The sequence below is a fragment of the Pelotalea chapellei genome (genome assembly GCF_018531195.1).
Taxonomy (GTDB): domain Bacteria; phylum Desulfobacterota; class Desulfuromonadia; order Geobacterales; family Pseudopelobacteraceae; genus Pelotalea; species Pelotalea chapellei.
The window spans coordinates 1-20,686 of the sequence record NZ_JAHDYS010000004.1; the positions used below are offsets into that span (position 1 = coordinate 1).

Sequence of the window (20,686 nt, forward strand, 5' to 3'; positions counted from 1 at the left end):
GGGTTATAGCCCAAGGCGTAATCAAACTGCCATGTCCTGGAACAGAGAATCTAGTTACTGTCAGTCCAACATACAAGGCGTAGCAGCGCTACGCCGCACAAGGTGGCTTTGAGGATGGCGGCGAGATGGCTGTTTTTCAACAACCTGCTAAGTGAGATCAAACCCCTGCAGTTCCTCATCTGAGAAATCCAAAGAAACTTCCGCACCGGGTTCGCTTATACGTGACCGGGCATCGCGAAATCCAGGCCTGGCTGTCTCAATTTCCGCCAAAAGCAGAGCCGCTTCTTCAGTTTTGGCTGCACGTTCACAGGTAAGCGCAAGTTCATATTTAATTAAGCAGGAATCATCAACGGCCAGACCGGGCTTCAACAATGACCGCAGCAGGCTTTCCGACGTTGCCAAATCACCTTTGTCTCTCAGACATGCTCCCTGAAATACGAGACATTCAATCTTCCGATCAGCAGCGCCCGCTGCCTGGCGGAATTCATTGATCGCCTCGTCATACAGCCCCATTTCTTTGAAAGCGACACCCAGATCGTAATGAGACTGTGCATCCGAGGTATCCAAATCACTGCCAAATCTTACTGACCTGGGGGTTGTGGCAATAGCGTCGAAAACCTCACCTACTGAGTCTAGCCAGGCATCTTCAACGGCTTCACCTGATTCTCCCTCCTTGGCAATAGCGTCAGAGTCGGCCTCTTCATCGATTTCGATTACGATTTCAATTTCATCCTCTGGGTCGTTCAGGATGCCGAGAGATTCCGAAAAGGAAAGATCAGATTCAGGCTGTTGAATGTCAATTTCCGGAAGAAAGTCAAACTGAGTAACCGTCTCTTCTTCAGGAAGGATCTGAATGGGAGGGGGAGAATCTACAGATTCCTGCTGTATATTCTGGACTTCTTCGTGGCGAAGTAATTCCGTAGTCTGTTGGCCTTTGACCGACTGCAGTGATTGTATCTTGTGCGTAAGCTCTACTATACCTTCCCGGTTGCCGACAACTTCACAGGCACGTCTATAGCCTTCTAAGATGCGAAGATTTATTGGATCAAGTTTTTCAAGTGCCCTGTATGCCCCCATCAACTCTGCAGCAGAGTTATCAAGAAGGCTCTGCTCATACTGGTCGAGCAACGACAATGCACCCTGAATATCCTTCCCGGCAACCATACATTCTATCATCCACATCCGTGCAGTCACATCATCCGGAAAAAATCTGAGAAAATGTCTGCAAGAATTTAAAACCAGTTCGGGCAGTTCAACTTTCCTGTAGGCTTCTACAATCAAAATCCACAAGCGCCTGTCCCTGGGATTGCTCTTCAAGAGTGTGCGGATATTATTTACCGCACTGGCGGCATTACCTCCTGACACCTGTTCCGACAATACTTCAAACGTAAAATCTGTCTTCTCCGGAAACAGTTGCTGTATCCGGGTGGCAATCTTCTGAAAAGCCGCAACGTCGCGGCGTTCCTGCAGCAACGCAGCCAGACGGCCAAAGACAGCATAGGATTCACTTATTTTACCAGCATGAAAATATGCTTCTGCCAGCTTAAGCTTTATCCCGACATTCTGCATATCAGCGCGTTGCATCTTGTCCAGGATCTTAAGAGCATTATCTGTATCGGATATTTTTTCGTAATGGTCATGGACAAGTTTGTATTCAGCCAGTGCATTGGCAAGCAGCCCATTCTTTTCGTTGAGTTCCGCCAACCTGAGAGTTATCGCGATATCTGCGGGAAAAAGCATCTGCAGTTTCTTGTAAACTGCGATCGCTTTCAGATAGAAACCATGAGATGAATAGTGTTTGCCAATGGCTTCGTATTCTGCTCTGGCATCATCAACCCGCCCTGCCTTGATGAGAAGCTCTGCCAGTTTCTGGCGTTGATTAAGAGCTGATGGGTCCTGAGACACCACCTGCAGATAAAGTTTGATAGCTTTATCCAACTGACCGCGCAGCGCCAGGCGTTGTGCTTCTTCTATAAGCTTGTCCTTCTTTGAGATCATTAGCTTTGGGATCCTTCCTGCAGACATATGAGAATGAATAGCAGCATTGAAAAACCTATAGCAGCCCGCTGTGCATGTCAAGCACTATAGCAGTTTTATGGTAGTAATTTCAGTTATTTCCATCACAGATTCGAATATTTTTGACTTGTACCCGGAAATCAATTACGGTTCCTAGTTCGTCATAAAATTTTCCAACAACCTTTATTCCAGTTATCTTCGGAGCTGCAGAAAATGGATGTTTTACCCAAACTCCACCCTATCCATGAACATGTCGACACCAATGGCGTCAATATGCCCGACATGCTGGAGAGATTGGCAAAAGGTGGGTTCACCGGTTATTTACACCATACCGCACCCCAGTTTGCAGCCTATTGCATTTTCTCTCTTGGCAAGCTCATCTGTGCCATCAGCAGCGAGAAGAGCAGAGAGCGCACCGGGCTCGAAGCCCTGACTGCCATCTTTGAAAAGCTCATCAATTCAGAGGGAGAGATCAGCATCTACCGCATGACCCCCGATTTAAGCATGTGTGCCCATGCCTTGGTCCAGGGAACCCGATTGTTCGATGGTGATGAAGTTCGCCAGGTGGATATGAAGGGGGTACTGGCGCGCCTGAAAAATCAGGGGCTCAATGGGGTTGTTCTTTTTTCGGCACCTGAGCGTCATGCGATGATCTTTTACAAAAGCGGTCAGTCCATAGGGTTCTATCATGATGGTGCATCAGCTCTCGATGCATCTCCCGAAGAATCTCGCAAGGTTGCAGCACTTCCCCGGGCCAGGCTTTTCGTGTACTCCACCAAACCGATTGAGGATCTTATGCGGCATGACCTGCTGCAACTGGTGAATCTGGACAAGCTATGGTCTGCTGCAAAGGAGCGTTCAGCAGCTCGGCGTATGAAAGCAACAGACACAGGATCCACAAATCGCGACAATATACCACTTGACGCTATACTTACGGAACTGGCGGAAGATTTACAGGAACTGGCAATGGCCTATCTTTCAAAAGAAGGTCGCGCCATGGTTCAACAGCAGCTTGAGATTGCCGGCGGTTGCAGAATCCTTACTGACAGCAAAAAAGCTGCAGAGCTGCTTGTCAACATCAGGCAGGAAGCAGGCCGCATCGACAGTCACGCCCGAATTGATGAAATGGTTGATCTAATGAAGACAGAAATTGCCGCTCGCCTTGCAGTATAATTCGGCACTCACACCAACTCCCTGCTGAATGAGCTCATGATATCATACCATCACATTCTTCATGAATATCTCGAGGCCCACGGTTACTGGGTGCTGTTCATCGGAACATTTTTCGAGGGTGAGGCCATCCTGATTATGGCTGGTTTCCTTGCGTTCCAGGGATATCTGGATGTTCGTGCCGTGATTGCAACAGCTTTTTTAGGTTCCTTTCTGGGAGACCAGTTTTATTTCTACCTCGGCTATTACAAAGGTAAAGCGCTTCTGCGGCGCTTCCATTCCATTGCAAAAAAATTCCGCGAAGCACTACATCTGATCGAAAAGTATGGCATAGCAGTAGCGTTTATTTCACGATATACCTATGGCTTTCGGATCATTCTGCCCATTATCCTCGGCATTACCACGCTTCCGCCACGCACCTTTCTCTGGATAAACATGCTCAGCGCCGTCACCTGGGCCATTGTTTTTTCGCTGGGAGGTTACCTCTTCGGCAAAAGTGCCACTTTGTTTCTGGATGACGTAGGGAAATACGAACATTACCTGATGCTGGCGCTGTTGGGTTTCATAGCGACAGCCTGGCTGTTTCACATGTATCACGTCTGGAACCTGAAAAAACCTGCCCGCCTGCGCCTGGCAAGAATCCGCGCGCTGCGCGACTCCCGGAGAATTAAAGAGTGAACGTAACTGCAGAAAACATTGTCATCGTCATGGTTGAACCACAATCTCCCGGCAACATAGGTATGGCCTGCCGGGCCATGAAAAACATGGGCCTCTCGCGCCTGCGCCTGGTCAAAGGGTGTGACCGTTTTCATCCCGAATCGCTCAAATTTGCAGTTTCCGCCAAAGACCTGCTCGAGGGTGCTGAACTTTTCGATGATCTCGCCTCTGCCCTTGCCGACTGCACCCTGACCGTCGGCACCACTCGGCGGCATGGGAAATACCGTCAGGAGATCATTTCGCCATCCGAGGCAGCAAGCCTGATCAAAGGGCATGCAGGTCCCGACAACCGTGCAGCCATCGTTTTCGGGCGCGAAGACAGCGGATTGACCACCGACGAACTTTCCCTCTGCCGCTGGCACGCCACCATTGCCTCTGCAGCAGAATATGGTTCCCTCAACCTGTCCCAGGCGATACTGATTTTCTGTTATGAGCTGAATATTGCCGCACCTTCTCCCGGAGGGGGCAGACTTGAGCAACTGGCCACCTCGGGAGACATGGAACACCTTTTCGAGCAGATGGATGGTTGTCTTCAGAAGATCGGCTTTCTCAATGAGCAGAATCCTGGGCACATCATGCGGTCACTGCGTAGGATTTTTTTCCGTTCTGAATTGGACAACCGTGAAGTGGCAATATTGCGGGGCATGATGACCCAGATAGATTGGGCCTGCACCGGGTTCGACGGCAGAAAGCGTTCATGAATCCGACCCATGTCGGCCTTGTCGCCGGAACTCTGACCAGTATTGCCGCTGTCCCTCAACTCATCAAAACCCTGCGCACCCGCCATGCCAGGGACATCTCCATCTGGCAGCCGCTCCTGCTGGCGGTCGGAGTTGCACTCTGGATGATCTACGGTATGCTGATTCACGACCTGCCGTTGATCCTGGCAAACATCATTCCCCTGGTCTGCAATGCCATGCTGACCGCGCTGAAACTGCACTATCGCAACAATGGCAACTGTTAAATACACAGCCCTTTTTAGGAGGATGTCCCATGAAACGATTCTTCTCGACTCTCCCGCTGCTTGTCCTGCTGGTACTCATGTCCGGTTGCGGCTACAACACAATGCAGGCCAACGAAGAAGCTGTCAATGCTGCCTGGGGCAATGTGGAGTCGTCCTACCAGCGACGGGCGGACCTGATACCCAACCTGGTCGAAGTGGTCAAGGGATACGCCAGGCATGAGGCCGACACCCTCAAGGCGGTCACAGAAGCACGGGCCAAGGTTGGATCAATGCAGGTGGGCAAGGATGTCATCGACAGCCCGGACAAGATGAACAAATTTCAGCAGGCCCAGGGCGAACTTTCCGGTGCCCTTTCACGGTTGATGGTCGTGGTCGAGAAATACCCGGACCTGAAAGCAAACCAGAACTTCATGGACTTGCAGAAACAGTTGGAAGGCACCGAGAATCGGATCAACGTTGCCCGTGAAAGATACAATAAAACGGTGCAGGATTTTAATGTCAGCATCCGTACCTTCCCCAACTCTCTTACCAACTCCATGTTGCTGCACCTGCAGCGCAAGGAGCCTTTCAAGGCTGAGGCGGGTGCCAGCAAAGCCCCGGCTGTCAAGTTCTAGCTTCTCCGCCTGGTGCACCGGGGGCCTCCGTGAACCTGAAACAAATCCTCATGCTGCTGATCCTGATGCTGATCCCGTTCCAGCTTTTCGCGCTGGATGTCCCGCAACTCTCGGGGCGCATCAACGACCATGCCGGCATGCTATCCCCCGCCAGTGCCGGCCAGCTGGATAGTGAACTGGCCGCCTTTGAGCGTGAACAGTCTACACAGATCGTTGTTCTGACCATTCCTTCACTTGAGGGTGATGATCTGGAACAATTCGCAATCAGAGTGGCTGATCAGTGGAAGATTGGCCAAAAGGGCAAGGATAATGGTGTGATCATGATCTTGTCCCGGGCTGACCGTAAGGTCCGTATCGAAGTAGGCATGGGACTCCAGGGGGTGTTGCCTGATTTGACGGCCGGAAGGATCATCAGGGATGTGATGCGCCCCCACCTCAGAAACGGCGACTTTGATAGAGGCATCTCAGTTGGAGTCGAAGCAATCATGGCCGCTGTAAAGGGCGAATTTACGGCAGAGCCGCAAGCACCATCAGGTCCTCGCCATGGAGGATCCTCCCCCTTTTTCACCATCCTGCTCTTTGCAGCAGTTGCTTCAGTCGTACTCGGGGCAATCTCACGGCTGCTGGCCGGACTTTCCGGTGCAATCGGGCTGCCTCTGGCCGCCAGCATGGCTTTTCCGGGACTTGCCCTGACATATCTGCTCATCCTCGGTGGAGTTGGACTTGTGGCGGGAATACTGCTGAGCATTCTCTTTGGCCACGGTGGTGGTCGCGGCGGAGGTGGGTTCTACTGGGGGGGTGGCGGATTCGGTGGAGGCGGTTTCGGTGGCGGTGGCGGCTTTTCAGGCGGTGGCGGCTTTTCAGGCGGTGGCGGCGGTTTTGACGGCGGCGGCGCATCAGACAGTTGGTGAGCTCAATGACTATCAAGAATTCAGCAATACTCTCAGCAGAGCAGGAAACAGCTGTCCAGGAAGCGGTAAAAAGAGCCGAGGCTCGCACCTCCGGAGAGATCGTTCCGATGCTGGTACCCAGCAGTGGCGCGTATGGTGAGGCGGCCTGCCAGGCAGCAACTCTGGTCGCAGCTCTCGTATCGCTGATACTGGCAATCGTCTTACGCGATACCTCGATCTGGTTTTTTCTGCCTGTTGCCTTTCTGCTCTACTTCCCTGCTTTGGCGCTTGTCCGGCGTATGCCGCGGCTTAAAATCGCCTTCACCCCCGCCGCCCGGATCAGTGACATCGTGCGCGACAAGGCTGTCTGCGCTTTTTATGAAGAAGGGCTGCACCGCACCCGCGAACAAAATGGCATCCTGATCTTCATTTCCATGTTGGAACGAAGGGTCTGGATTCTGGGGGATCACGGCATCAATGCCGTTATCCCTGCCGATCACTGGATCTCTCTTGCCTCACGCCTCTCCGCAGGTATCCGCCAGGGAACCATGACACAGTCATTGACAGCAGTAATTACCGAGGTGGGCGGCATCCTGCAGCAGCATTTCCCGAGCAGAAGCGACGACACCAATGAGTTGCCTGACCTAATCCGCGACAGGGACTGAATCCAAAACACATCGTAATAAATAAAAAGCGGGACAGGCCTGAAGCCTACCCGCTTTCTCTTTGCCCTTCCATTAAGAGGCTTGAAATACTCAGGTTGTTCAAAAATAGTCGGATCGTCGCAACCGGAGAACGCCCCGCGAAGGCATGAACTTAATCCACCGCACACTTTCACGTGTGAAAGTGGACCGCGAAGGCGCCCAAAGGGTGAGGCCGCAGGCCGAAGTCACAAGGTGGCTTTCGAGGATGGCGGCGAGATGGCTGTTTTTCAACAACCTTTTAAAAACGCTACTTCATCAACACCTTCAAGGCCTGCTTAAGCAGATCCTCAAGTGAAACATTTTGTGATGCATCCAGGCTGCCCACCACCTTGCGTACCTGCGGCTCCTTGTATCCCAGGTTCAGCAGGGCAGACACCACGTCCTCAACCAGATCCTCACCAGGAATGTTCCTCGGCTCCGCCACCGGTGTCGCCCCCATGTCAAGCTTGCCTATTTTTTCCTTCAGCTCCAGAATCAGGCGCTCGGCGGTTTTTTTGCCGATCCCGGGAATTGAGGAAAGCTTCTGAATATCACCCTGCATGAGTGCCTGGGCCAGAGGTGCCGGCTGGATATTGGAGAGAATGTCCCGGGCCAGCTTGGGTCCAACTCCCGAAACAGAAATCAACAACTGGAAGAAGGATTTTTCGAGGCGGGTACGAAAACCGTAGAGCAGGATGGCATCTTCACGCACACTGGTATGAATCTGCAGAGTGGCACTGCCTCCCTCTTCGGGAAGTTCATAGTAAGTCGAAAAGGGGATCTGGACACGGTAGCCTACACCGTGCACATCAAGCACAATATGGTCAGGCGATTTATGAGCGATAATGCCGGTCAGCATGGCAATCATGGTCTGTAGTTTCTCCAGGATGTGGATTTGCGGGGTGAAACGGCAGCAGTTCTGCGCACAAGCCCCTGGGAGTTGATGTGGCAGATTGCCACCGCCAGCGCGTCGGAGGCGTCAGCCTGAGCTGTTTCCGGAAGTCCAAGCAGCGCTTTGAGCATCTTCTGCACCTGCCCTTTTTCAGCCCTTCCCTGCCCGACCACCGCCTGTTTTACCTGCAGCGCCGTATATTCAGAAACCCGCAGACCGGCATGAACGGCAGCGACAATGGCTGCACCCCGGGCCTGACCAAGCTTAAGTGCGCTTTGGGCATTTGTGGAGAAGAAGATATTTTCCACCGCGACTTCGTCGGGGCGGTATTCAGCGATTACCGTTGCCAGCCCGTCAAATATCCGCTTCAGGCGTCCCGGAAAATCTGCCGCGCAATCGGTAAAGATTGCGCCATTATCCACATGCACCAGCCGGCTTCCCTGCTGTTCAATTATCCCGTAACCGGTGATACGTGATCCTGGATCTATGCCGAGCACTCGCATGAACATACCTTAGATACAAAAGTCTTAAAAACCGCAACCACCACCATTTTTAGCAATATACTTCTGGTGGTATGCCTCTGCCTCCCAGAAAGCTGCAGCAGGCACGATTTCAGTGGCGATGCTGCGCCGCAACGTGCCCGAGAGTTCCAGCCGCTCTCGCGAGGCCTCGGCTGCCTGCCTCTGACTCTCATCATGGCAGAAGATAGCCGAGCGGTACTGGGTGCCGAAATCGGGCCCCTGACGATTACGCTGGGTCGGGTCATGACATTGCCAGAAACATTCCAGCAATTGCTCGTAACTGATCAGGGCCGGGTCAAAGGTGACTTCCACCGCCTCGGCATGGCCCGTGTCACCGGTGCACACCAGACGATAGGTGGGGTTTTCCGTGTGGCCGCCGGTATAGCCAACCCGCGTGGCACTCACACCAGCCAGAGTCCTGAAAACTTCTTCCACGCCCCAGAAACATCCTGCCGCAAAAGTAGCCTTTTCCATAACTCCTCCCCTGAATCCGTGACGCCGAAGCGCTGGAACGCTCGGAATGCCGGAGTTGATCGTCGCGTGCTCTGCAACATGCCGAATGTGCCGGGTGCCCTTCGCCGAACATTGTCCATTCCCCAAAGGTCAATACATAGGCATTCCAGGCAAGTGTAAGCGTGAAGGCGTCACGGATTTGGGTCGGCCCAAAAATACGAAAAAGGGAGCCGAAGCTCCCTTTTTTTACATCATCTTTTCCATCTCCGCCGCTGATATGTCGAAGTTCGCATACACGTTCTGAACATCATCGTTATCTTCAAGTCTGTCCATCAACTTGAGCATGCTTTCCGCCTGTTTCCCCTCCAGCGCCACCAGTGTCTGGGGAATCATGGTAACCTCGGCGCTGGCAAATTTAAAACCTTTCGCCTCCAGCGCCTCACGCACCTCGATGAAGCTTGAGGGATCGGTTGTTACCTCAAACTGCTCATCTTCCTCGGTTACATCCTCGGCTCCCGCTTCGATGGCTGCTTCAAAAAGCTGCTCGAAATCGATACCTTTGTCCAGAACCAGCAGACCTTTTTTGCTGAACATCCAGGAAACACAGCCGGCCTCTCCCATGTTGCCATTGCACTTGGTGAAACTGCTGCGCACATCGGAGACGGTACGATTACGGTTATCGGTCATGACTTCCACCAGCACAGCCGTGCCTCCCGGACCATAACCTTCATAGACGATCTCTTCGTATGTAACGCCTTCCAGACCACCGGCACCTTTCTTAATGGCACGCTCGATATTGTCCTTGGGCATGTTCTCGGCTTTAGCCTTATCGACAGCTGTCCTCAAGCGTGGATTGGCTGCGGGATCGCCCCCACCCAGCTTAGCTGCCACGGAAATTTCTTTAATTATTTTGGTAAAAATTTTGCCTCGTTTGGCGTCTGCTGCGCCCTTTTTATGCTTGATGGTACTCCATTTATTATGACCTGACATCTTTCCCGCTCCCTTGAGATTAATGTGATACCGATGTATTTTAGTGTTGCCTTAAAAAGCGGCAAATATTAGCATGCAGGCTAACCACTGTCCAGAAGGAATTTACCACAAGCGGAGGCTAGCCCATGCCCACTTCACGAAACATCATTATCGCTCTCTGCCTCCTGCTGGCAGTGATCTGCAGCGGCTGTTCGCTGTTGCCGACTCGTGCCGGCGGCAGCAATCTTCCACCAATTCTGGCACAGGACGAGCTGATTCGTCCCTATGTCCAACTTGGCAGAGTTCAGATCACCAGAGAAGTCTACGGAATTATTGATCCGGAAATCAAGCCCGATCTCATCGAGTGGGGCCACTCCGGCATTCGGGCGGAGGCTGAAAAAATGGGAGCTGATGCTGTCATTTTGCCCGAAGTATCAGGAACCACCACCAACTATCTGATCGTCCCCACTACCGAATATCGCGCCACCGGGATCGCCATTAAATTCAAATAGGGATTGACAGGGCGGAGATAAATTTATATAAACGTTATTCACATTACGAATGGCGGCGTAGCCAAGTGGTAAGGCAGAGGTCTGCAAAACCTTTATTCAGCGGTTCAAATCCGCTCGCCGCCTCCAAAAATTCAGGCACTTAGAGAAATCTAAGTGCCTTTTTCATTATCTGCTGACGCAGAGACCATCGCCTGTTTCGGCTCACCTAACCTTGATCACGATCTTTCCCCGTGCATGACCGGATTCACTCAGCTCGTGAGCTTTGCGCGCCTCAGCAAGCGGGAAAACATTCTCTACGGTTGGTTTTATCAAGCCTCTTTCGATGAGTTCCCCAATGTTTGCCAGCTCCATTCCATCCGGATGCATGAAGAGATAGCCCGCCCTCACACGTGCCCGATCAGCCAGATCGTGATCAGGTTGTTCAAGTATTGAAACGATCACACCCTGTTGCCGCTTCAAAACCTTGAAGCTTTTTTTATAAATCTCGCCGCCTTCGGTATCAAAGACCACATCAAAGTCCTGCAGCTCCGTTGAAAAATCGCTTTTGGTATAATCAATGACATGGTCGGCCCCCAGAGATCTGACAAATTCCACATTGGGGGTGCTGCAGGTTGTCGTCACATAGCAGCAGAAATCCTTTGCCAGCTGGATGCCGAAAGCACCCACCCCTCCGGCCCCTGCATGGATCAGCACCCTGTCCCCTTTCTTGATGCCGGCGTAGTCTACAAGCGCCTGCCATGCAGTAAGCCCGACCAGGGGAATGGAAGCGGCTTCTTCATAGGAAAGGACCGACGGCTTCAGAGCTACATACTTCTCGTCCACCGCTACATACTCTGCGTATGTTCCGTTTCTGGCAATGTCCGTTCTGCTGAAAACAGCATCCCCTTTTTTAAAGCGCTCCACCTCCGGCCCGGCATCCACCACGACTCCAGCCGCATCCCACCCCGGAATCACGGGAAGGTCGTAATGGATCATTTCCCTCAAGTGCCCTGCCCTTATCTTCCAGTCCACCGGATTTACCGACGCGGCATGCACCTCGATCAACACATCATTCGCCCGCAAAAACGGCCGGGGCACCTCGCGCAACTCGAGAACATCAGGTCCCCCATACTGTTCAAAGACGATCGCTTTCATGGTTTTCTCCTTATCCGCCTAACTTTGGCCCAGCACTGACTCAAAAGCAGAATTGAGCATATCATCCTTCTATTGTATCAGAGGAGAGGCGCAGGAGAATGCCGGCACATCCGAATATTGATCTGACATCCGGGCACCTGCTGCGGGAGAAGCAGAATCAGAAGAGGCAACGGAGGGTATAGAGGGGGACTGATGTTTGTAAGGAAATGATTGAGAAGCTGTCAATGCGCCGGCCTGGTACGCATCCGCGCTAATTCCTGATACACATTCAGCGGCAAAGGCCTGCCATCCTTCACCTTCAGGACAGTCAAGTGAAGATGCGTCGGAGATCGCCGTTTTGCGGCATTGTACCCGCTGCGTCCAACCTCGGCGATCACATCACCAGGCTGGACAATATCACCCAGCGCAACATGCAGCGTGTTGTTGTGAGCGTAATAGACCAGCAGCTCGTTGACCGGGTCGTACACCCACAGGTATTTCCCGCCACGCAGGGAGCTCCCCTGTTCCCATTCCTGCTCCAATGCCACAACGATACCAGCGGTCAGAGAAAGCACCTGCACCGGCTGTCCGGTACGATCGTCCAGACTGTCCTGATCGCGGTCATGGATGAAGATGTCAAAGGAAGGATGACCACCGTGGCGATTGCCGCTGAAAAAATCATAGCCTCCAGCAATATAGCCTTTGTTTGCCCCCCTGTAATGGCCCGACTGGTATAGCCGGCCAGAGGAAAAACCCATGAACCTGCAGAAACTCCCTTTCCACCTTTTCGAAAATATTCTTCCCGTATCTCGGCCAGAAGCGCCTTCAGCTCAGCCTGAGCAGTTGCTCTGCCGATCTTTCCATCCCGAATACTGGTATTAAGGTTGTTGAAGGGAACACAAGCTGAAGTCTGGGGAGTGGTTGCCGTGGATTGACTGGCACCGGTCAGCTCCTCCAGATCAGGGCTGCTGGCCAGAGAAGGATATACACTGATCAGAGAGAGTGTCAGTACCGCGGAGACAAGGGTAACGATAAAAGGGTTCACGGGAGCATCCAGAAAAACAAAAATGGTCGCATCTTTAGGATGAAAAGCATATCATTCGGCAACTGCCGGAAACAATACAAATGAAGGATCTGCCATGAAGCCTTTATCCAAAAAACATATCCTCGCACTGCTCAAAGCCCAGGAGGGGCCACTGCACTTCGCCGGGCTGTTGCGCGAATTCGGTGGCCGACATGTGAAACACGAGCTGAAACGCACCCTAGATGACATGGCCGGAGATGGAGAGATAGTCCGGCTGCGCGGAAACAGTTATGCTCTGGCAACAGCTGCGGTCAGCGTTCGCGGCAAACTCTCCGCCCATCGCGACGGCTACGGCTTTGTTACTCCCGAGGGTGGCGGAGAAGATATCTTCATCCCCCAGCGCCAGATGAAGAGCGCCATGCATGGGGACACGGTCGAAGTGCGTGCCGAACGCAGCCGGATGGGGGGCGGAAAACAGGAAGGGCGCATCCTATCCGTTGCAGAACGTGCCACCACCCGCATAGTTGGGCGCTATGAAGAAACGCGCCGTGGAGCGATCGTCATACCCGAAGAACAGCGCCTCAACATGGTGATCTCCATTCCCCCCAAAGGGCGCGGACTGGCTGAAGACGGGCACCAGGTCGTAGCTGAGATAACGTCCTACCCCATCGGCGGCAGACCGACAGAGGGACGCATCGTGGAAGTCCTGGGCTGGCCCGATGATCCGGAAGTGGAAGTGCAATCGGCAATCAGACGCTTTGACCTGCCCCACGTCTTTGGCAAGGATACTCTTGCTGAAGCCGAATCCATTGCCGAAACCGTCGCCGAGACCGAACTGAAAGATCGCGTCGACCTGCGCAAAATGCAGACCGTTACTATCGACGGTGAGACGGCCCGGGACTTCGATGACGCAGTCTCCCTGCGCCGGGAAGGGAACAACTTCCGCCTGTGGGTTTCCATCGCCGATGTGTCCCATTATGTCAAGCCGGGAAGCCCCCTGGACCGGGACGCCTATCTGCGCGGCACCTCGGTCTACTTCCCCGACCGTTGTATTCCCATGCTGCCGGAACGCCTCTCCAATGGCATCTGCTCCCTCAATCCCCAGGTGGATCGCCTGACCATGACGGCTGAAATGCTTTTTGACCGAAGCGGAGCCGTGCTGGAATCCAGCTTCTATCCTAGCATCATCAAAAGCACCGCCCGCCTGACCTACACTCTGGTCAAACAGATCATAGTGGATGACAACCGGGAGGTGGCGAACAAACACCGCCCGCTGGTGCCGATGCTGCTGGAGATGAAAGAACTTGCACTCATCCTGCAGGCCATGCGCAAAAAACGGGGAAGCATCGATTTTGACCTGCCCGAACCGGAGATCATCATCGGGTTGACAGGACAGACCGAAAACATCATCCGCGCCGAGCGCAACCTGGCCCACCAGCTGATCGAAGAGTTCATGCTGGCGGCCAACGAAGCAGTGGCGACCTTCGTTACCGGTAAGAACATCCCCTTCCTGTACCGTATCCACGAAAATCCGGACCCGGCCAAACTGGTCAACTTCCAGGAGTTTGTCTACGGCTTTGGGTACGAGTTTCCGCTGGTCGATGAACGAGTCAACCCGGCCGACCTGCAGCGCCTGCTGGTCCAGGCAGAAGGACGACCCGAAGAGCGCATGATTAACTACGCCCTGCTGCGCTGCATGAAACAGGCGCGTTACGCGGCCGAGAACCTGCACCACTTCGGCCTGGCATCAGACTGCTACTGTCACTTCACCTCTCCGATCCGCCGCTACCCCGACTTGGTGGTGCACCGCATCCTGCGCGCCACCCTGGCACTGGACGCACAGAAAGAGAGCAAAGCGGCAGAGCGTGAACTGGCCCGCGCCACCGAAAACCTGGGAGTTATCGGCGAACACACCAGCAAGCGTGAACGAACCGCCATGGAAGCAGAGCGGGACATTGTGGAGCTGAAGAAGATCCAGTTCATGCAGCAGCACCTGGGAGAGGAATTTGACGGTTTCATTACCGGCGTGACTGCCTTCGGATTTTTCACGGAGCTGGAAGAACTGTTCGTTGAAGGATTGGTGCATGTTTCCATGCTGGAGGACGATGTCTACACCTACATGGAGAAGCAGCACTCCCTGGTGGGGCGTACACGACGCCAGGTGTATCGCATCGGTGATGCGGTGCGGGTCAAAGTTGCCGCGGTTGTTCCGGCCACCCGCAGGATCGAGTTCGCCCTGGTCGGCCACACCGCTTCAGTTACGCCGACCAGACCGGCAGGGGACAATGGCATGCCCGATGAGTATCCGCGCATACCGATACGGGGCAAACGCCTTGCGGGTGTGCAGCGAAAACAGACGGCTCCTTCCACCACGGGAAAACCGAAACGAACCGGCTCAGGAAAGGGCGGATCCGGCACACCAAAGAGCGGCGGTAGACGGCGACGTTGAGGTTTCGAAAATTTGATGAAAAACATAGGGCAGCTTCTTCGGAGGCCGCCCTTTTTATTGTAAGGGCCAGTCAAAACAGCAGGGGCAAAGTGATTAAATAATTTACCTGTAGAAAATTATATATGATATTATTTCCACAGAAAGCGACAATCAAAAAAAGGAGATGTTTGAATGCCACGCACAGCATCAGCACAACAGGCACAGCACAAACAGCTGGTACTAACCAGGGCGGTTGTTAATACTGCGAATTATCTCGATTTACCAAAGAATAAACTTGCTCGTGTTCTTGGAGTCAGCTCAGCCACGGTTACACGCCTCTATGTCAACTCATACCAGCTTTCACCCGACAAAAAGGAATGGGACTTTGCCGTTCTTCTGATCAGATTATTCCGTTCCCTGGATTCCATAGTTGGAGGGGCTGGCGACGATGCAAAAAAATGGCTTAACAGTGAAAACAAGGCGTTATCAGGCAAGAAACCGGCCGAATTAATTGAATCAACGGAGGGGCTTGTACGTGTCGTTAACTACCTTGACGCCTGCCGAGCTGTCATTTAAAGCTCGAGACATCTCATGTAAAGTCTGGCGTATGGTTGAGGCTCAACACATGGTTTCAACATCCAAGATCGTAGATACCATGGCAGAACAGGCCCTGCTGGAGGATATTCTTGAGGAGAGCAAACCACCAATCCCCAAAGAGGCTACCAACCTTCACTTTCTGCTTTTCAGTCCCTTTCGTTATGAACCCCGTCAACCAAACGGCTCACGTTTTCGTGCCGTCCATGAGCCAGGAGTGTTCTACGCTGCTGAGACAGTACGGACAGCAGCTGCCGAAGTCAGTTATTGGAGATGGCGCTTCCTTCATGACACTGCCGGGCTGGAACGTCTTCAGCCATGCTCATTCACTGCGTTCAAAGTGCCAATCAAAACAAGCTGCATAGATCTGCGTGAACAGCCCTTTGCCGGTGAATCTTCTAAATGGCTACATCCAACTGATTATTCAGCTACTCAGGCATTAGCGCGAATTGCACGGCAAGCGGACATCGGTGCCATTCAGTATCAATCCGTGCGCGACCCGGAAAAACATTATTGCGTTGCAGTATTAACCCCGCTGGCGTTTGCAGCAAAAAAACCTGATGCTGCAACCCGGACCTGGATGCTTGCCATATCAACAGAAGAAGCGATATGGATGCGCCAGGATGGTGAATCATTCTCATTCAGAACCGACCGCTGGGAGATTACATGAACAGGGGCATCACCGGGGCGGGGGGCAATAAGGGGACAGGCTGTTTATTGCCAAGTTTCCTTTGCATATTCAGCCTGTCCCCTTATTACTGTGTTTTTTTAGTGCCACCAGATTGAACTTCTTTACTAAACATTCCGAATTTGTTTTTACAGTACGGACATTTCATAGGCCAAGCTCCTTTGGACTTCTCCAGGGACGTTGTTTATTTGTCAATTAACGCAAGCAACGCCTTGTCGTTTTTTACCATGTGTTCCCCTCTGCCGGCAGCAACACTGACTCCCGCACGACTGAGAGTCACCTGTCGTCCAACCTCGACGCCGCTGTGCCCCGTCTGCCGCACAGCAAGATAGCAGATAATGCTTCGGGCATCCGCTATCCTGCGCGCCCGGCTTTTGAGCCTCAGTTCTTCGGGATTAATCTCGTAGTAGCGGCATACTCTTGTAATAATATCTTCTATTTCCATAGCGCACGGGAACTTCGATTCAAGCTCCCGACGCATCCGAAGATCCTCGACGAATTGTCCGCTTCCGAGAACCCTTTCGTCGTACTGCTCTTCACCCAGATCCTCAAGGAGCGCTCTTGACAGTCTCCGCCCGCCGCCCAACTCTTGACGCTTGCCCAATACGACACCATCAGCAACAAAAAGCTGATACCGTTTCCTTGCTTCGCGTTTTTTCTGGGAGAAGAGCAAAAGTACCTCATCCGTGACCTGTCCATCCAATGCGGCTTTTCCTAATACTACTGAGTGATCGGACCAGGCATAGCGCTCAAGCTCCTCGAGATTTTTCACCAATCCTGCGCGCAAAGGATTCAGATGGATGTAACGGACCAGTTCCAGCAAGTATTCGTTCTCTTCACACACGATGGACTTGTATCGGTTCTGAAATAAATGACCGGAGCGATTGTGTTTGAGGTTGAAGTAGATGGCATAGCCAGTGAGAAGCCGGCGCATGAGAGGCGCAAGAAGTGTTTTGCGCGGCCGGAGAAGGAGATGGCAGTGGTTGGTCAACAATGACCATGCAAGACATTCGGTGCCGGTCTGGACAAGGAGCTTACTGAGGTTGAGGAGAAATCTCCTGCGGTCATCATCATCTCGGAAGATGTCACAGCGATCTACACCACGAACGATGACGTGCTGTAAAAGATCGGGCATATCTAGGCGAGCAGTTCTTGGCATGGCAGAAAGTAACAGCGGCAGCGCAGTTTAGTCAACAAATAAACAACGTCCCCGAGGCCTCTCCTGGTGCAGTCCCATAGACTTATGTAAACTGGAAACTATGTAAAAAAGGCCGTCTGTCGGAATAAATTTTTTACAGTTCTTTTAGATAGTTCTGGTAGCGATCGGACGCAATGATCGCTAAATCGAGGTATTACGAACTGGAATGTCTTTTGCTATATCAAGGAATGGAAGGAATAGTCTTCGAGGAGGTACGGCCATGAGATCTGCATGTGAAATCCTGTTTTCCCGAACCCTTGCTGTCCTGATGCTAACAGTTCTTTTGGTGGTGGGATCCACAACGGGGGTACGGGCCTCACTCATCACCAACACCAACGGCGATTTCTTGACCGGCGACCTTACGGGGTGGAATGCCACAGGGAATGTCGATGTTGTTTCGTATAGCACCCTACCACAGTCCTATGTGTCAAACTGGGATCTGTCGAGCTGGAATAGCGTGATGAAAGGTAATTTTGCTCTAGTGCAGTTCGATCCAACGAATACCGGTAGCAATCACCTTACCACCGTTATTACAACAGGCGCTTCGGTCCCTACGGTGACTTCATTTAACTACGCTGTGGCTTGGGAAGTGGTGAATCCTCTTAATCAGCCCGTTTACGAAGGCTATTTTAGAATTGAAATCGATGGGAAAAACGATACTGGTAAAAGTCGCATGATTAGCTACAGAGATTATGGGTGGGTTACACCTCAAAATGGTCCTGCAAAGGGGGTGTTAACGGGAAGTGCTGAACTTTTGTATGGTAATTTCGAAAAAGAATACTTTACAGAGTACAGTATGACATTCAATTTTTTTAATCCTAACTTAGTCATGTCAGCGATTGTAGGCTTGGATGATGTTGCTCTTCTAACTGAACCTGCACCCGTTGGTCCTGCCCCTGTACCGGAGCCAGCTTCGGCCATGATGCTTGCGGTCGCGGGATTGGCCGGCATGGCGGGTTGGCTGAAGAAAAGAAAAAAATCTTGTAAATAATAAGGTGACACGGCCTCAGGGGATGAAAAGGACTAGTTCCAGCTAGGGGAGCTCCCCTAGTCAACAAAGAACTGCTCATCCCCTCAAATGGAACATATCTACTGATCATCAAGAAACATCGCCAGCTCAACAAGGCACAACACGTCACGTTAATGGCAATTCAAAAGCGCTTCACAAATACGCCAATTTCCCAATCCTCCCAAACACCGCAGACAGCCTCCGAAGGATTTCAGAAACCAGCCTCCCACAAGATGGTCATGGTCAACAGCAGAGGGAAAAGATTGAGAACTCCCCGCAGCGCCCGCTCGCGACGCAGCAGCACCAGGGGGATCAAAACCAGGGGCAGGATGGGATAACAGAGAGCCGCCGGGCCGTTGAGCAGACCGAAGGCTGGCAGCAGCAGGGCAGCCGCGAGCAGGGCCAACAACCAGAGGCCGAACAGAGGGGAAAGTTGCTCACCGTTTCCGGGCAGGCTCGGCAGAAAGGCGGCATCAGCCGGATAATCCTGACGATGACGGCGCTGGACCAGCCAGAAGTGAGGCATCTGCCAGAGGAACAATACACCTGAGAGAACCATGATGCGGGGATCTCCCGGAGACCCTCCTGCAACGCACCAGCCGATAAGCGGCGGCACCGCCCCGCAGAGGGCTCCGATGGGCAGGGCCAGGCCGGTGCGGCGCTTCAGGGGGGTATAGACCCCCAGATACCAGACCAGGGCTGCGCTCCCCAACACCGCCGGCAGTACACCACCCGCCTTCAAGAGCAGCATGATTCCGGCGCTGACAAGGACTGCGGCTATGCCCGTTGCAGCAGCAACCGACAGTTCCCCCTGGGGCAGCGGGCGAAGCCGGGTACGCTCCATCAACCGGTCCAGATCACGCTCCATGACCTGGTTCAGGGCCGAACCGCCGGCCGCCAAAAGCCCCACTCCACAGCAAGCCAACCAGGCCGCCACCATCTCCCTATTCCCGGGAAACAGCAGATATCCTGCCATGGTCGCCACGCCGTTCATCACTGCCAGACGCACTCGCAGCAAACGGACGAGCATCATCATTTCACGCTCCTGATGAACTCGATCAGGGCCGACACTTCCTCCTCAGACAGATGGTCAAAGGAAGGCATGATCGGCTGAAAACCTTTCACCACGAAGGCGCCAGGCTCGCGGATCGATTCCTTCAAGTATGCTTCTTCAGCCACCACCCTCCTCTTCCCGTCATCCCTTGGCGCACCGTAGAGCCCCTTGAAACTGGGGCCTGCACCGGAACTGCCATCAAGAGAGTGGCATCCAAGACAGCCCTGTTCCTCGGCAAGTTTTTTGCCGTCAATCCCGGTGGTTTTCCCTTTACCACTGTTCTGCAGCCAGGCGGCAAATTCTGCCTTGGGCAGCGCCTCCACCGTACTTATCATCGCGGAATGATTGGTTCCGCAATAGGAGGAGCAGAAAAGATCATAGGAACCGGGCTTGCCGGCCACGAACCAGACCTGGTTTTTCTGGCCCGGCACGATGTCCCGCTTGACCCGGAAAGCCGGGAGATAGAAACCGTGGATCACATCCCGGGAAACCAGCTCGACCTTGACCGGCTGGCCGACCGGCACATACAGCTTGTTGCTGGTGCGACCGTCCGCATAGCTGAAACTCCATGACCACATTTGAGCCGTGGCGGTGACCTCCAGCGCCCCGGCGGGAACCTGGCGCAACGACAGATAACCGGCCCAGCCGTAATAAAACATGGCCAGCACCAGCAGGGTCGGCAGGGTGATCCAGACTATCTCCAGCCAGAGATTTCCGGCAACTTGGGAAGTGGGTCGGGGTGAGCGGGAACGATGATAACGGATGACAAAGAAGAGCATGACTGCGGTAATAGCCAGCAGCAGCACCAGACAGGCACCGAAGATAAACATGAAAACCGGATCAATGGCCTCGGTTGTTGATGTCAGGGCGGCAGGATTCACGGCAGCCCCCGGTAAAGCACATCGACAAAGGTCAGCCCCATATAGAGAGCCAGGGTTATCAGGGCCAGAAACAGCAGGCCCCGCAACAGTCGCCCCTCGTACCGCATGTGCATGAAAAAGGCGATCACCAGCCCAGCCTTGGTACAAGCGATGGTCAGCGCTCCCACGACCTTGTATCCCCCCAGATCCATACGGGTGATCAGCACGGTCAGGCCGGTCAGGATCAGCAGACAGAGCCAGACCGCAGTCAGTTTCCCATAGCTTGCAATGTGTCCTGCAGTTGTGTCAGAAGGCAT

General features: G+C 53.1%; 24 protein-coding genes and 1 tRNA gene. 13 read left to right on the forward strand and 12 right to left on the reverse strand.

The annotated features are described in order from the left end of the window. Positions 1 to 147: 147 nt before the first annotated feature. Positions 148 to 1,998, reverse strand: coding sequence for a tetratricopeptide repeat protein (locus KJB30_RS04945; RefSeq protein ID WP_214296838.1), 1,851 nt, complete (start codon positions 1,996 to 1,998; stop codon positions 148 to 150). Between the two features lie 231 nt (positions 1,999 to 2,229). Here KJB30_RS04945 and KJB30_RS04950 point away from each other — a divergent pair, with 231 nt between their 5' ends. From KJB30_RS04950 to KJB30_RS04980, 7 genes are read left to right on the forward strand one after another with little or no spacing between them, the layout of a single operon-like run. Further along, positions 2,230 to 3,189: a DUF2226 domain-containing protein gene (locus KJB30_RS04950; protein ID WP_214296839.1), complete on the forward strand. Its 960-nt coding sequence runs from the start codon at positions 2,230 to 2,232 to the stop codon at positions 3,187 to 3,189. Between the two features lie 36 nt (positions 3,190 to 3,225). Next, positions 3,226 to 3,864 carry a DedA family protein gene (locus KJB30_RS04955; protein WP_214296840.1) on the forward strand — a complete coding sequence of 213 codons (639 nt, stop codon included), beginning with the start codon at positions 3,226 to 3,228 and terminating at the stop codon, positions 3,862 to 3,864. Then, the gene (locus KJB30_RS04960) at positions 3,861 to 4,604 is read left to right on the forward strand and encodes an RNA methyltransferase (RefSeq protein WP_214296841.1); all 744 of its coding nucleotides are present in this window, start codon (positions 3,861 to 3,863) and stop codon (positions 4,602 to 4,604) included. The genes KJB30_RS04955 and KJB30_RS04960 overlap by 4 nt, the downstream gene beginning before the upstream one ends. Next, positions 4,601 to 4,867, forward strand: coding sequence for a SemiSWEET family sugar transporter (locus KJB30_RS04965; protein WP_214296842.1), 267 nt, complete (start codon positions 4,601 to 4,603; stop codon positions 4,865 to 4,867). Before KJB30_RS04960 ends, KJB30_RS04965 begins: the two co-directional genes overlap by 4 nt. Positions 4,868 to 4,896: 29 nt before the next feature. After that, on the forward strand, positions 4,897 to 5,481 hold the full coding sequence (locus KJB30_RS04970; protein ID WP_214296843.1) for a LemA family protein: 585 nt from the start codon (positions 4,897 to 4,899) through the stop codon (positions 5,479 to 5,481). A gap of 29 nt (positions 5,482 to 5,510) precedes the next feature. Next, a complete protein-coding gene (locus KJB30_RS04975) occupies positions 5,511 to 6,392 on the forward strand; it encodes a TPM domain-containing protein (RefSeq protein ID WP_367618927.1) in 882 nt (293 codons plus the stop codon). 5 nt (positions 6,393 to 6,397) lie between these two features. Continuing rightward, positions 6,398 to 7,036 (forward strand): TPM domain-containing protein, encoded by a 639-nt coding sequence (locus KJB30_RS04980; protein ID WP_214296844.1) that lies wholly within the window; start codon positions 6,398 to 6,400, stop codon positions 7,034 to 7,036. Between the two features lie 286 nt (positions 7,037 to 7,322). On the opposite strand, the gene ruvA is transcribed toward KJB30_RS04980, so the two are convergent. From ruvA to KJB30_RS05000, 4 genes are all read right to left on the reverse strand, one after another. Continuing rightward, complete coding sequence (gene ruvA, locus KJB30_RS04985; RefSeq protein WP_214296845.1) at positions 7,323 to 7,922, reverse strand: Holliday junction branch migration protein RuvA; 600 nt, start codon at positions 7,920 to 7,922, stop codon at positions 7,323 to 7,325. Beyond that, positions 7,919 to 8,449 carry a crossover junction endodeoxyribonuclease RuvC gene (gene ruvC, locus KJB30_RS04990; RefSeq protein WP_214296846.1) on the reverse strand — a complete coding sequence of 177 codons (531 nt, stop codon included), beginning with the start codon at positions 8,447 to 8,449 and terminating at the stop codon, positions 7,919 to 7,921. The genes ruvA and ruvC overlap by 4 nt, the downstream gene beginning before the upstream one ends. 24 nt (positions 8,450 to 8,473) lie before the next feature. Then, positions 8,474 to 8,941, reverse strand: coding sequence for a peptide-methionine (S)-S-oxide reductase MsrA (gene msrA / locus KJB30_RS04995; protein WP_214296847.1), 468 nt, complete (start codon positions 8,939 to 8,941; stop codon positions 8,474 to 8,476). A 225-nt stretch (positions 8,942 to 9,166) separates the two neighbouring features. Then, positions 9,167 to 9,910: a YebC/PmpR family DNA-binding transcriptional regulator gene (locus KJB30_RS05000; protein ID WP_214296848.1), complete on the reverse strand. Its 744-nt coding sequence runs from the start codon at positions 9,908 to 9,910 to the stop codon at positions 9,167 to 9,169. A gap of 125 nt (positions 9,911 to 10,035) precedes the next feature. On the opposite strand from KJB30_RS05000, the gene KJB30_RS05005 reads away from it, so the two are divergent. Both KJB30_RS05005 and KJB30_RS05010 read left to right on the forward strand, forming a co-directional pair. After that, positions 10,036 to 10,401, forward strand: coding sequence for a hypothetical protein (locus tag KJB30_RS05005; protein WP_214296849.1), 366 nt, complete (start codon positions 10,036 to 10,038; stop codon positions 10,399 to 10,401). A gap of 51 nt (positions 10,402 to 10,452) precedes the next feature. Beyond that, positions 10,453 to 10,527, forward strand: a tRNA-Cys gene (locus tag KJB30_RS05010). Positions 10,528 to 10,602: 75 nt separating this feature from the next. On the opposite strand, the gene KJB30_RS05015 is transcribed toward KJB30_RS05010, so the two are convergent. From KJB30_RS05015 to KJB30_RS18390, 3 genes are all read right to left on the reverse strand, one after another. Further along, complete coding sequence (locus KJB30_RS05015; RefSeq protein ID WP_214296850.1) at positions 10,603 to 11,535, reverse strand: NADP-dependent oxidoreductase; 933 nt, start codon at positions 11,533 to 11,535, stop codon at positions 10,603 to 10,605. A gap of 221 nt (positions 11,536 to 11,756) precedes the next feature. Beyond that, positions 11,757 to 12,095 (reverse strand): M23 family metallopeptidase, encoded by a 339-nt coding sequence (locus KJB30_RS05020; protein WP_214296851.1) that lies wholly within the window; start codon positions 12,093 to 12,095, stop codon positions 11,757 to 11,759. Beyond that, a complete protein-coding gene (locus KJB30_RS18390; protein WP_214296852.1) occupies positions 12,077 to 12,559 on the reverse strand; it encodes a hypothetical protein in 483 nt (160 codons plus the stop codon). Before KJB30_RS18390 ends, KJB30_RS05020 begins: the two co-directional genes overlap by 19 nt. 94 nt (positions 12,560 to 12,653) lie before the next feature. Here KJB30_RS18390 and rnr point away from each other — a divergent pair, with 94 nt between their 5' ends. The 3 genes from rnr to KJB30_RS05040 all read left to right on the forward strand — a co-directional run bounded on the left by rnr (position 12,654) and on the right by KJB30_RS05040 (position 16,230). Further along, positions 12,654 to 14,987, forward strand: coding sequence for a ribonuclease R (gene rnr / locus KJB30_RS05030; protein WP_214296853.1), 2,334 nt, complete (start codon positions 12,654 to 12,656; stop codon positions 14,985 to 14,987). 171 nt (positions 14,988 to 15,158) lie between these two features. Continuing rightward, entirely contained in the window at positions 15,159 to 15,542 is a 384-nt protein-coding gene (locus KJB30_RS05035) for an antitoxin Xre/MbcA/ParS toxin-binding domain-containing protein (protein ID WP_214296854.1), read from the forward strand. A gap of 49 nt (positions 15,543 to 15,591) precedes the next feature. Beyond that, positions 15,592 to 16,230 carry an RES family NAD+ phosphorylase gene (locus tag KJB30_RS05040; protein ID WP_246545515.1) on the forward strand — a complete coding sequence of 213 codons (639 nt, stop codon included), beginning with the start codon at positions 15,592 to 15,594 and terminating at the stop codon, positions 16,228 to 16,230. A 202-nt stretch (positions 16,231 to 16,432) separates the two neighbouring features. Here KJB30_RS05040 and KJB30_RS05045 read toward each other — a convergent pair whose 3' ends face one another. Further along, positions 16,433 to 17,383 carry a helix-turn-helix domain-containing protein gene (locus KJB30_RS05045; protein WP_246545516.1) on the reverse strand — a complete coding sequence of 317 codons (951 nt, stop codon included), beginning with the start codon at positions 17,381 to 17,383 and terminating at the stop codon, positions 16,433 to 16,435. Positions 17,384 to 17,666: 283 nt separating this feature from the next. On the opposite strand from KJB30_RS05045, the gene KJB30_RS05050 reads away from it, so the two are divergent. Continuing rightward, positions 17,667 to 18,437, forward strand: coding sequence for a PEP-CTERM sorting domain-containing protein (locus tag KJB30_RS05050; protein ID WP_214296856.1), 771 nt, complete (start codon positions 17,667 to 17,669; stop codon positions 18,435 to 18,437). A gap of 229 nt (positions 18,438 to 18,666) precedes the next feature. Here the strand turns inward: KJB30_RS05050 and KJB30_RS05055 are convergent, their stop codons facing one another. Genes KJB30_RS05055 through KJB30_RS05065 form a run of 3 tightly spaced genes read right to left on the reverse strand, consistent with a single transcriptional unit; the run spans position 18,667 to position 20,686 of the window. Beyond that, positions 18,667 to 19,491: a protoheme IX farnesyltransferase gene (locus KJB30_RS05055; RefSeq protein ID WP_246545517.1), complete on the reverse strand. Its 825-nt coding sequence runs from the start codon at positions 19,489 to 19,491 to the stop codon at positions 18,667 to 18,669. After that, on the reverse strand, positions 19,488 to 20,390 hold the full coding sequence (gene coxB, locus KJB30_RS05060; protein WP_214296857.1) for a cytochrome c oxidase subunit II: 903 nt from the start codon (positions 20,388 to 20,390) through the stop codon (positions 19,488 to 19,490). The genes KJB30_RS05055 and coxB overlap by 4 nt, the downstream gene beginning before the upstream one ends. Next, positions 20,387 to 20,686, reverse strand: a complete 300-nt coding sequence (locus tag KJB30_RS05065) for a cytochrome C oxidase subunit IV family protein (RefSeq protein ID WP_214296858.1) — start codon at positions 20,684 to 20,686, stop codon at positions 20,387 to 20,389. Before KJB30_RS05065 ends, coxB begins: the two co-directional genes overlap by 4 nt.

Excerpts from the sequence above, each read along its gene's own strand:
- msrA (WP_214296847.1), bottom strand. The coding sequence starts at position 8,941 with ATGGAAAAGGCTACTTTTGCGGCAGGATGTTTCTGGGGCGTGGAAGAA.
- KJB30_RS05035 (WP_214296854.1), top strand. The coding sequence starts at position 15,159 with ATGCCACGCACAGCATCAGCACAACAGGCACAGCACAAACAGCTGGTA.
- KJB30_RS04970 (WP_214296843.1), top strand. The coding sequence starts at position 4,897 with ATGAAACGATTCTTCTCGACTCTCCCGCTGCTTGTCCTGCTGGTACTC.
- KJB30_RS04965 (WP_214296842.1), top strand. The coding sequence starts at position 4,601 with ATGAATCCGACCCATGTCGGCCTTGTCGCCGGAACTCTGACCAGTATT.
- KJB30_RS05055 (WP_246545517.1), bottom strand. The coding sequence starts at position 19,491 with ATGATGATGCTCGTCCGTTTGCTGCGAGTGCGTCTGGCAGTGATGAAC.
- KJB30_RS04980 (WP_214296844.1), top strand. The coding sequence starts at position 6,398 with ATGACTATCAAGAATTCAGCAATACTCTCAGCAGAGCAGGAAACAGCT.
- KJB30_RS05000 (WP_214296848.1), bottom strand. The coding sequence starts at position 9,910 with ATGTCAGGTCATAATAAATGGAGTACCATCAAGCATAAAAAGGGCGCA.
- ruvC (WP_214296846.1), bottom strand. The coding sequence starts at position 8,449 with ATGCGAGTGCTCGGCATAGATCCAGGATCACGTATCACCGGTTACGGG.
- ruvA (WP_214296845.1), bottom strand. The coding sequence starts at position 7,922 with ATGATTGCCATGCTGACCGGCATTATCGCTCATAAATCGCCTGACCAT.
- KJB30_RS04950 (WP_214296839.1), top strand. The coding sequence starts at position 2,230 with ATGGATGTTTTACCCAAACTCCACCCTATCCATGAACATGTCGACACC.
- KJB30_RS05045 (WP_246545516.1), bottom strand. The coding sequence starts at position 17,383 with ATGCCCGATCTTTTACAGCACGTCATCGTTCGTGGTGTAGATCGCTGT.
- KJB30_RS05065 (WP_214296858.1), bottom strand. The coding sequence starts at position 20,686 with ATGCCTTCTGACACAACTGCAGGACACATTGCAAGCTATGGGAAACTG.
- KJB30_RS05015 (WP_214296850.1), bottom strand. The coding sequence starts at position 11,535 with ATGAAAGCGATCGTCTTTGAACAGTATGGGGGACCTGATGTTCTCGAG.
- KJB30_RS04945 (WP_214296838.1), bottom strand. The coding sequence starts at position 1,998 with ATGATCTCAAAGAAGGACAAGCTTATAGAAGAAGCACAACGCCTGGCG.
- KJB30_RS05050 (WP_214296856.1), top strand. The coding sequence starts at position 17,667 with ATGAGATCTGCATGTGAAATCCTGTTTTCCCGAACCCTTGCTGTCCTG.
- KJB30_RS04955 (WP_214296840.1), top strand. The coding sequence starts at position 3,226 with ATGATATCATACCATCACATTCTTCATGAATATCTCGAGGCCCACGGT.
- KJB30_RS05040 (WP_246545515.1), top strand. The coding sequence starts at position 15,592 with ATGGTTTCAACATCCAAGATCGTAGATACCATGGCAGAACAGGCCCTG.
- KJB30_RS05005 (WP_214296849.1), top strand. The coding sequence starts at position 10,036 with ATGCCCACTTCACGAAACATCATTATCGCTCTCTGCCTCCTGCTGGCA.
- rnr (WP_214296853.1), top strand. The coding sequence starts at position 12,654 with ATGAAGCCTTTATCCAAAAAACATATCCTCGCACTGCTCAAAGCCCAG.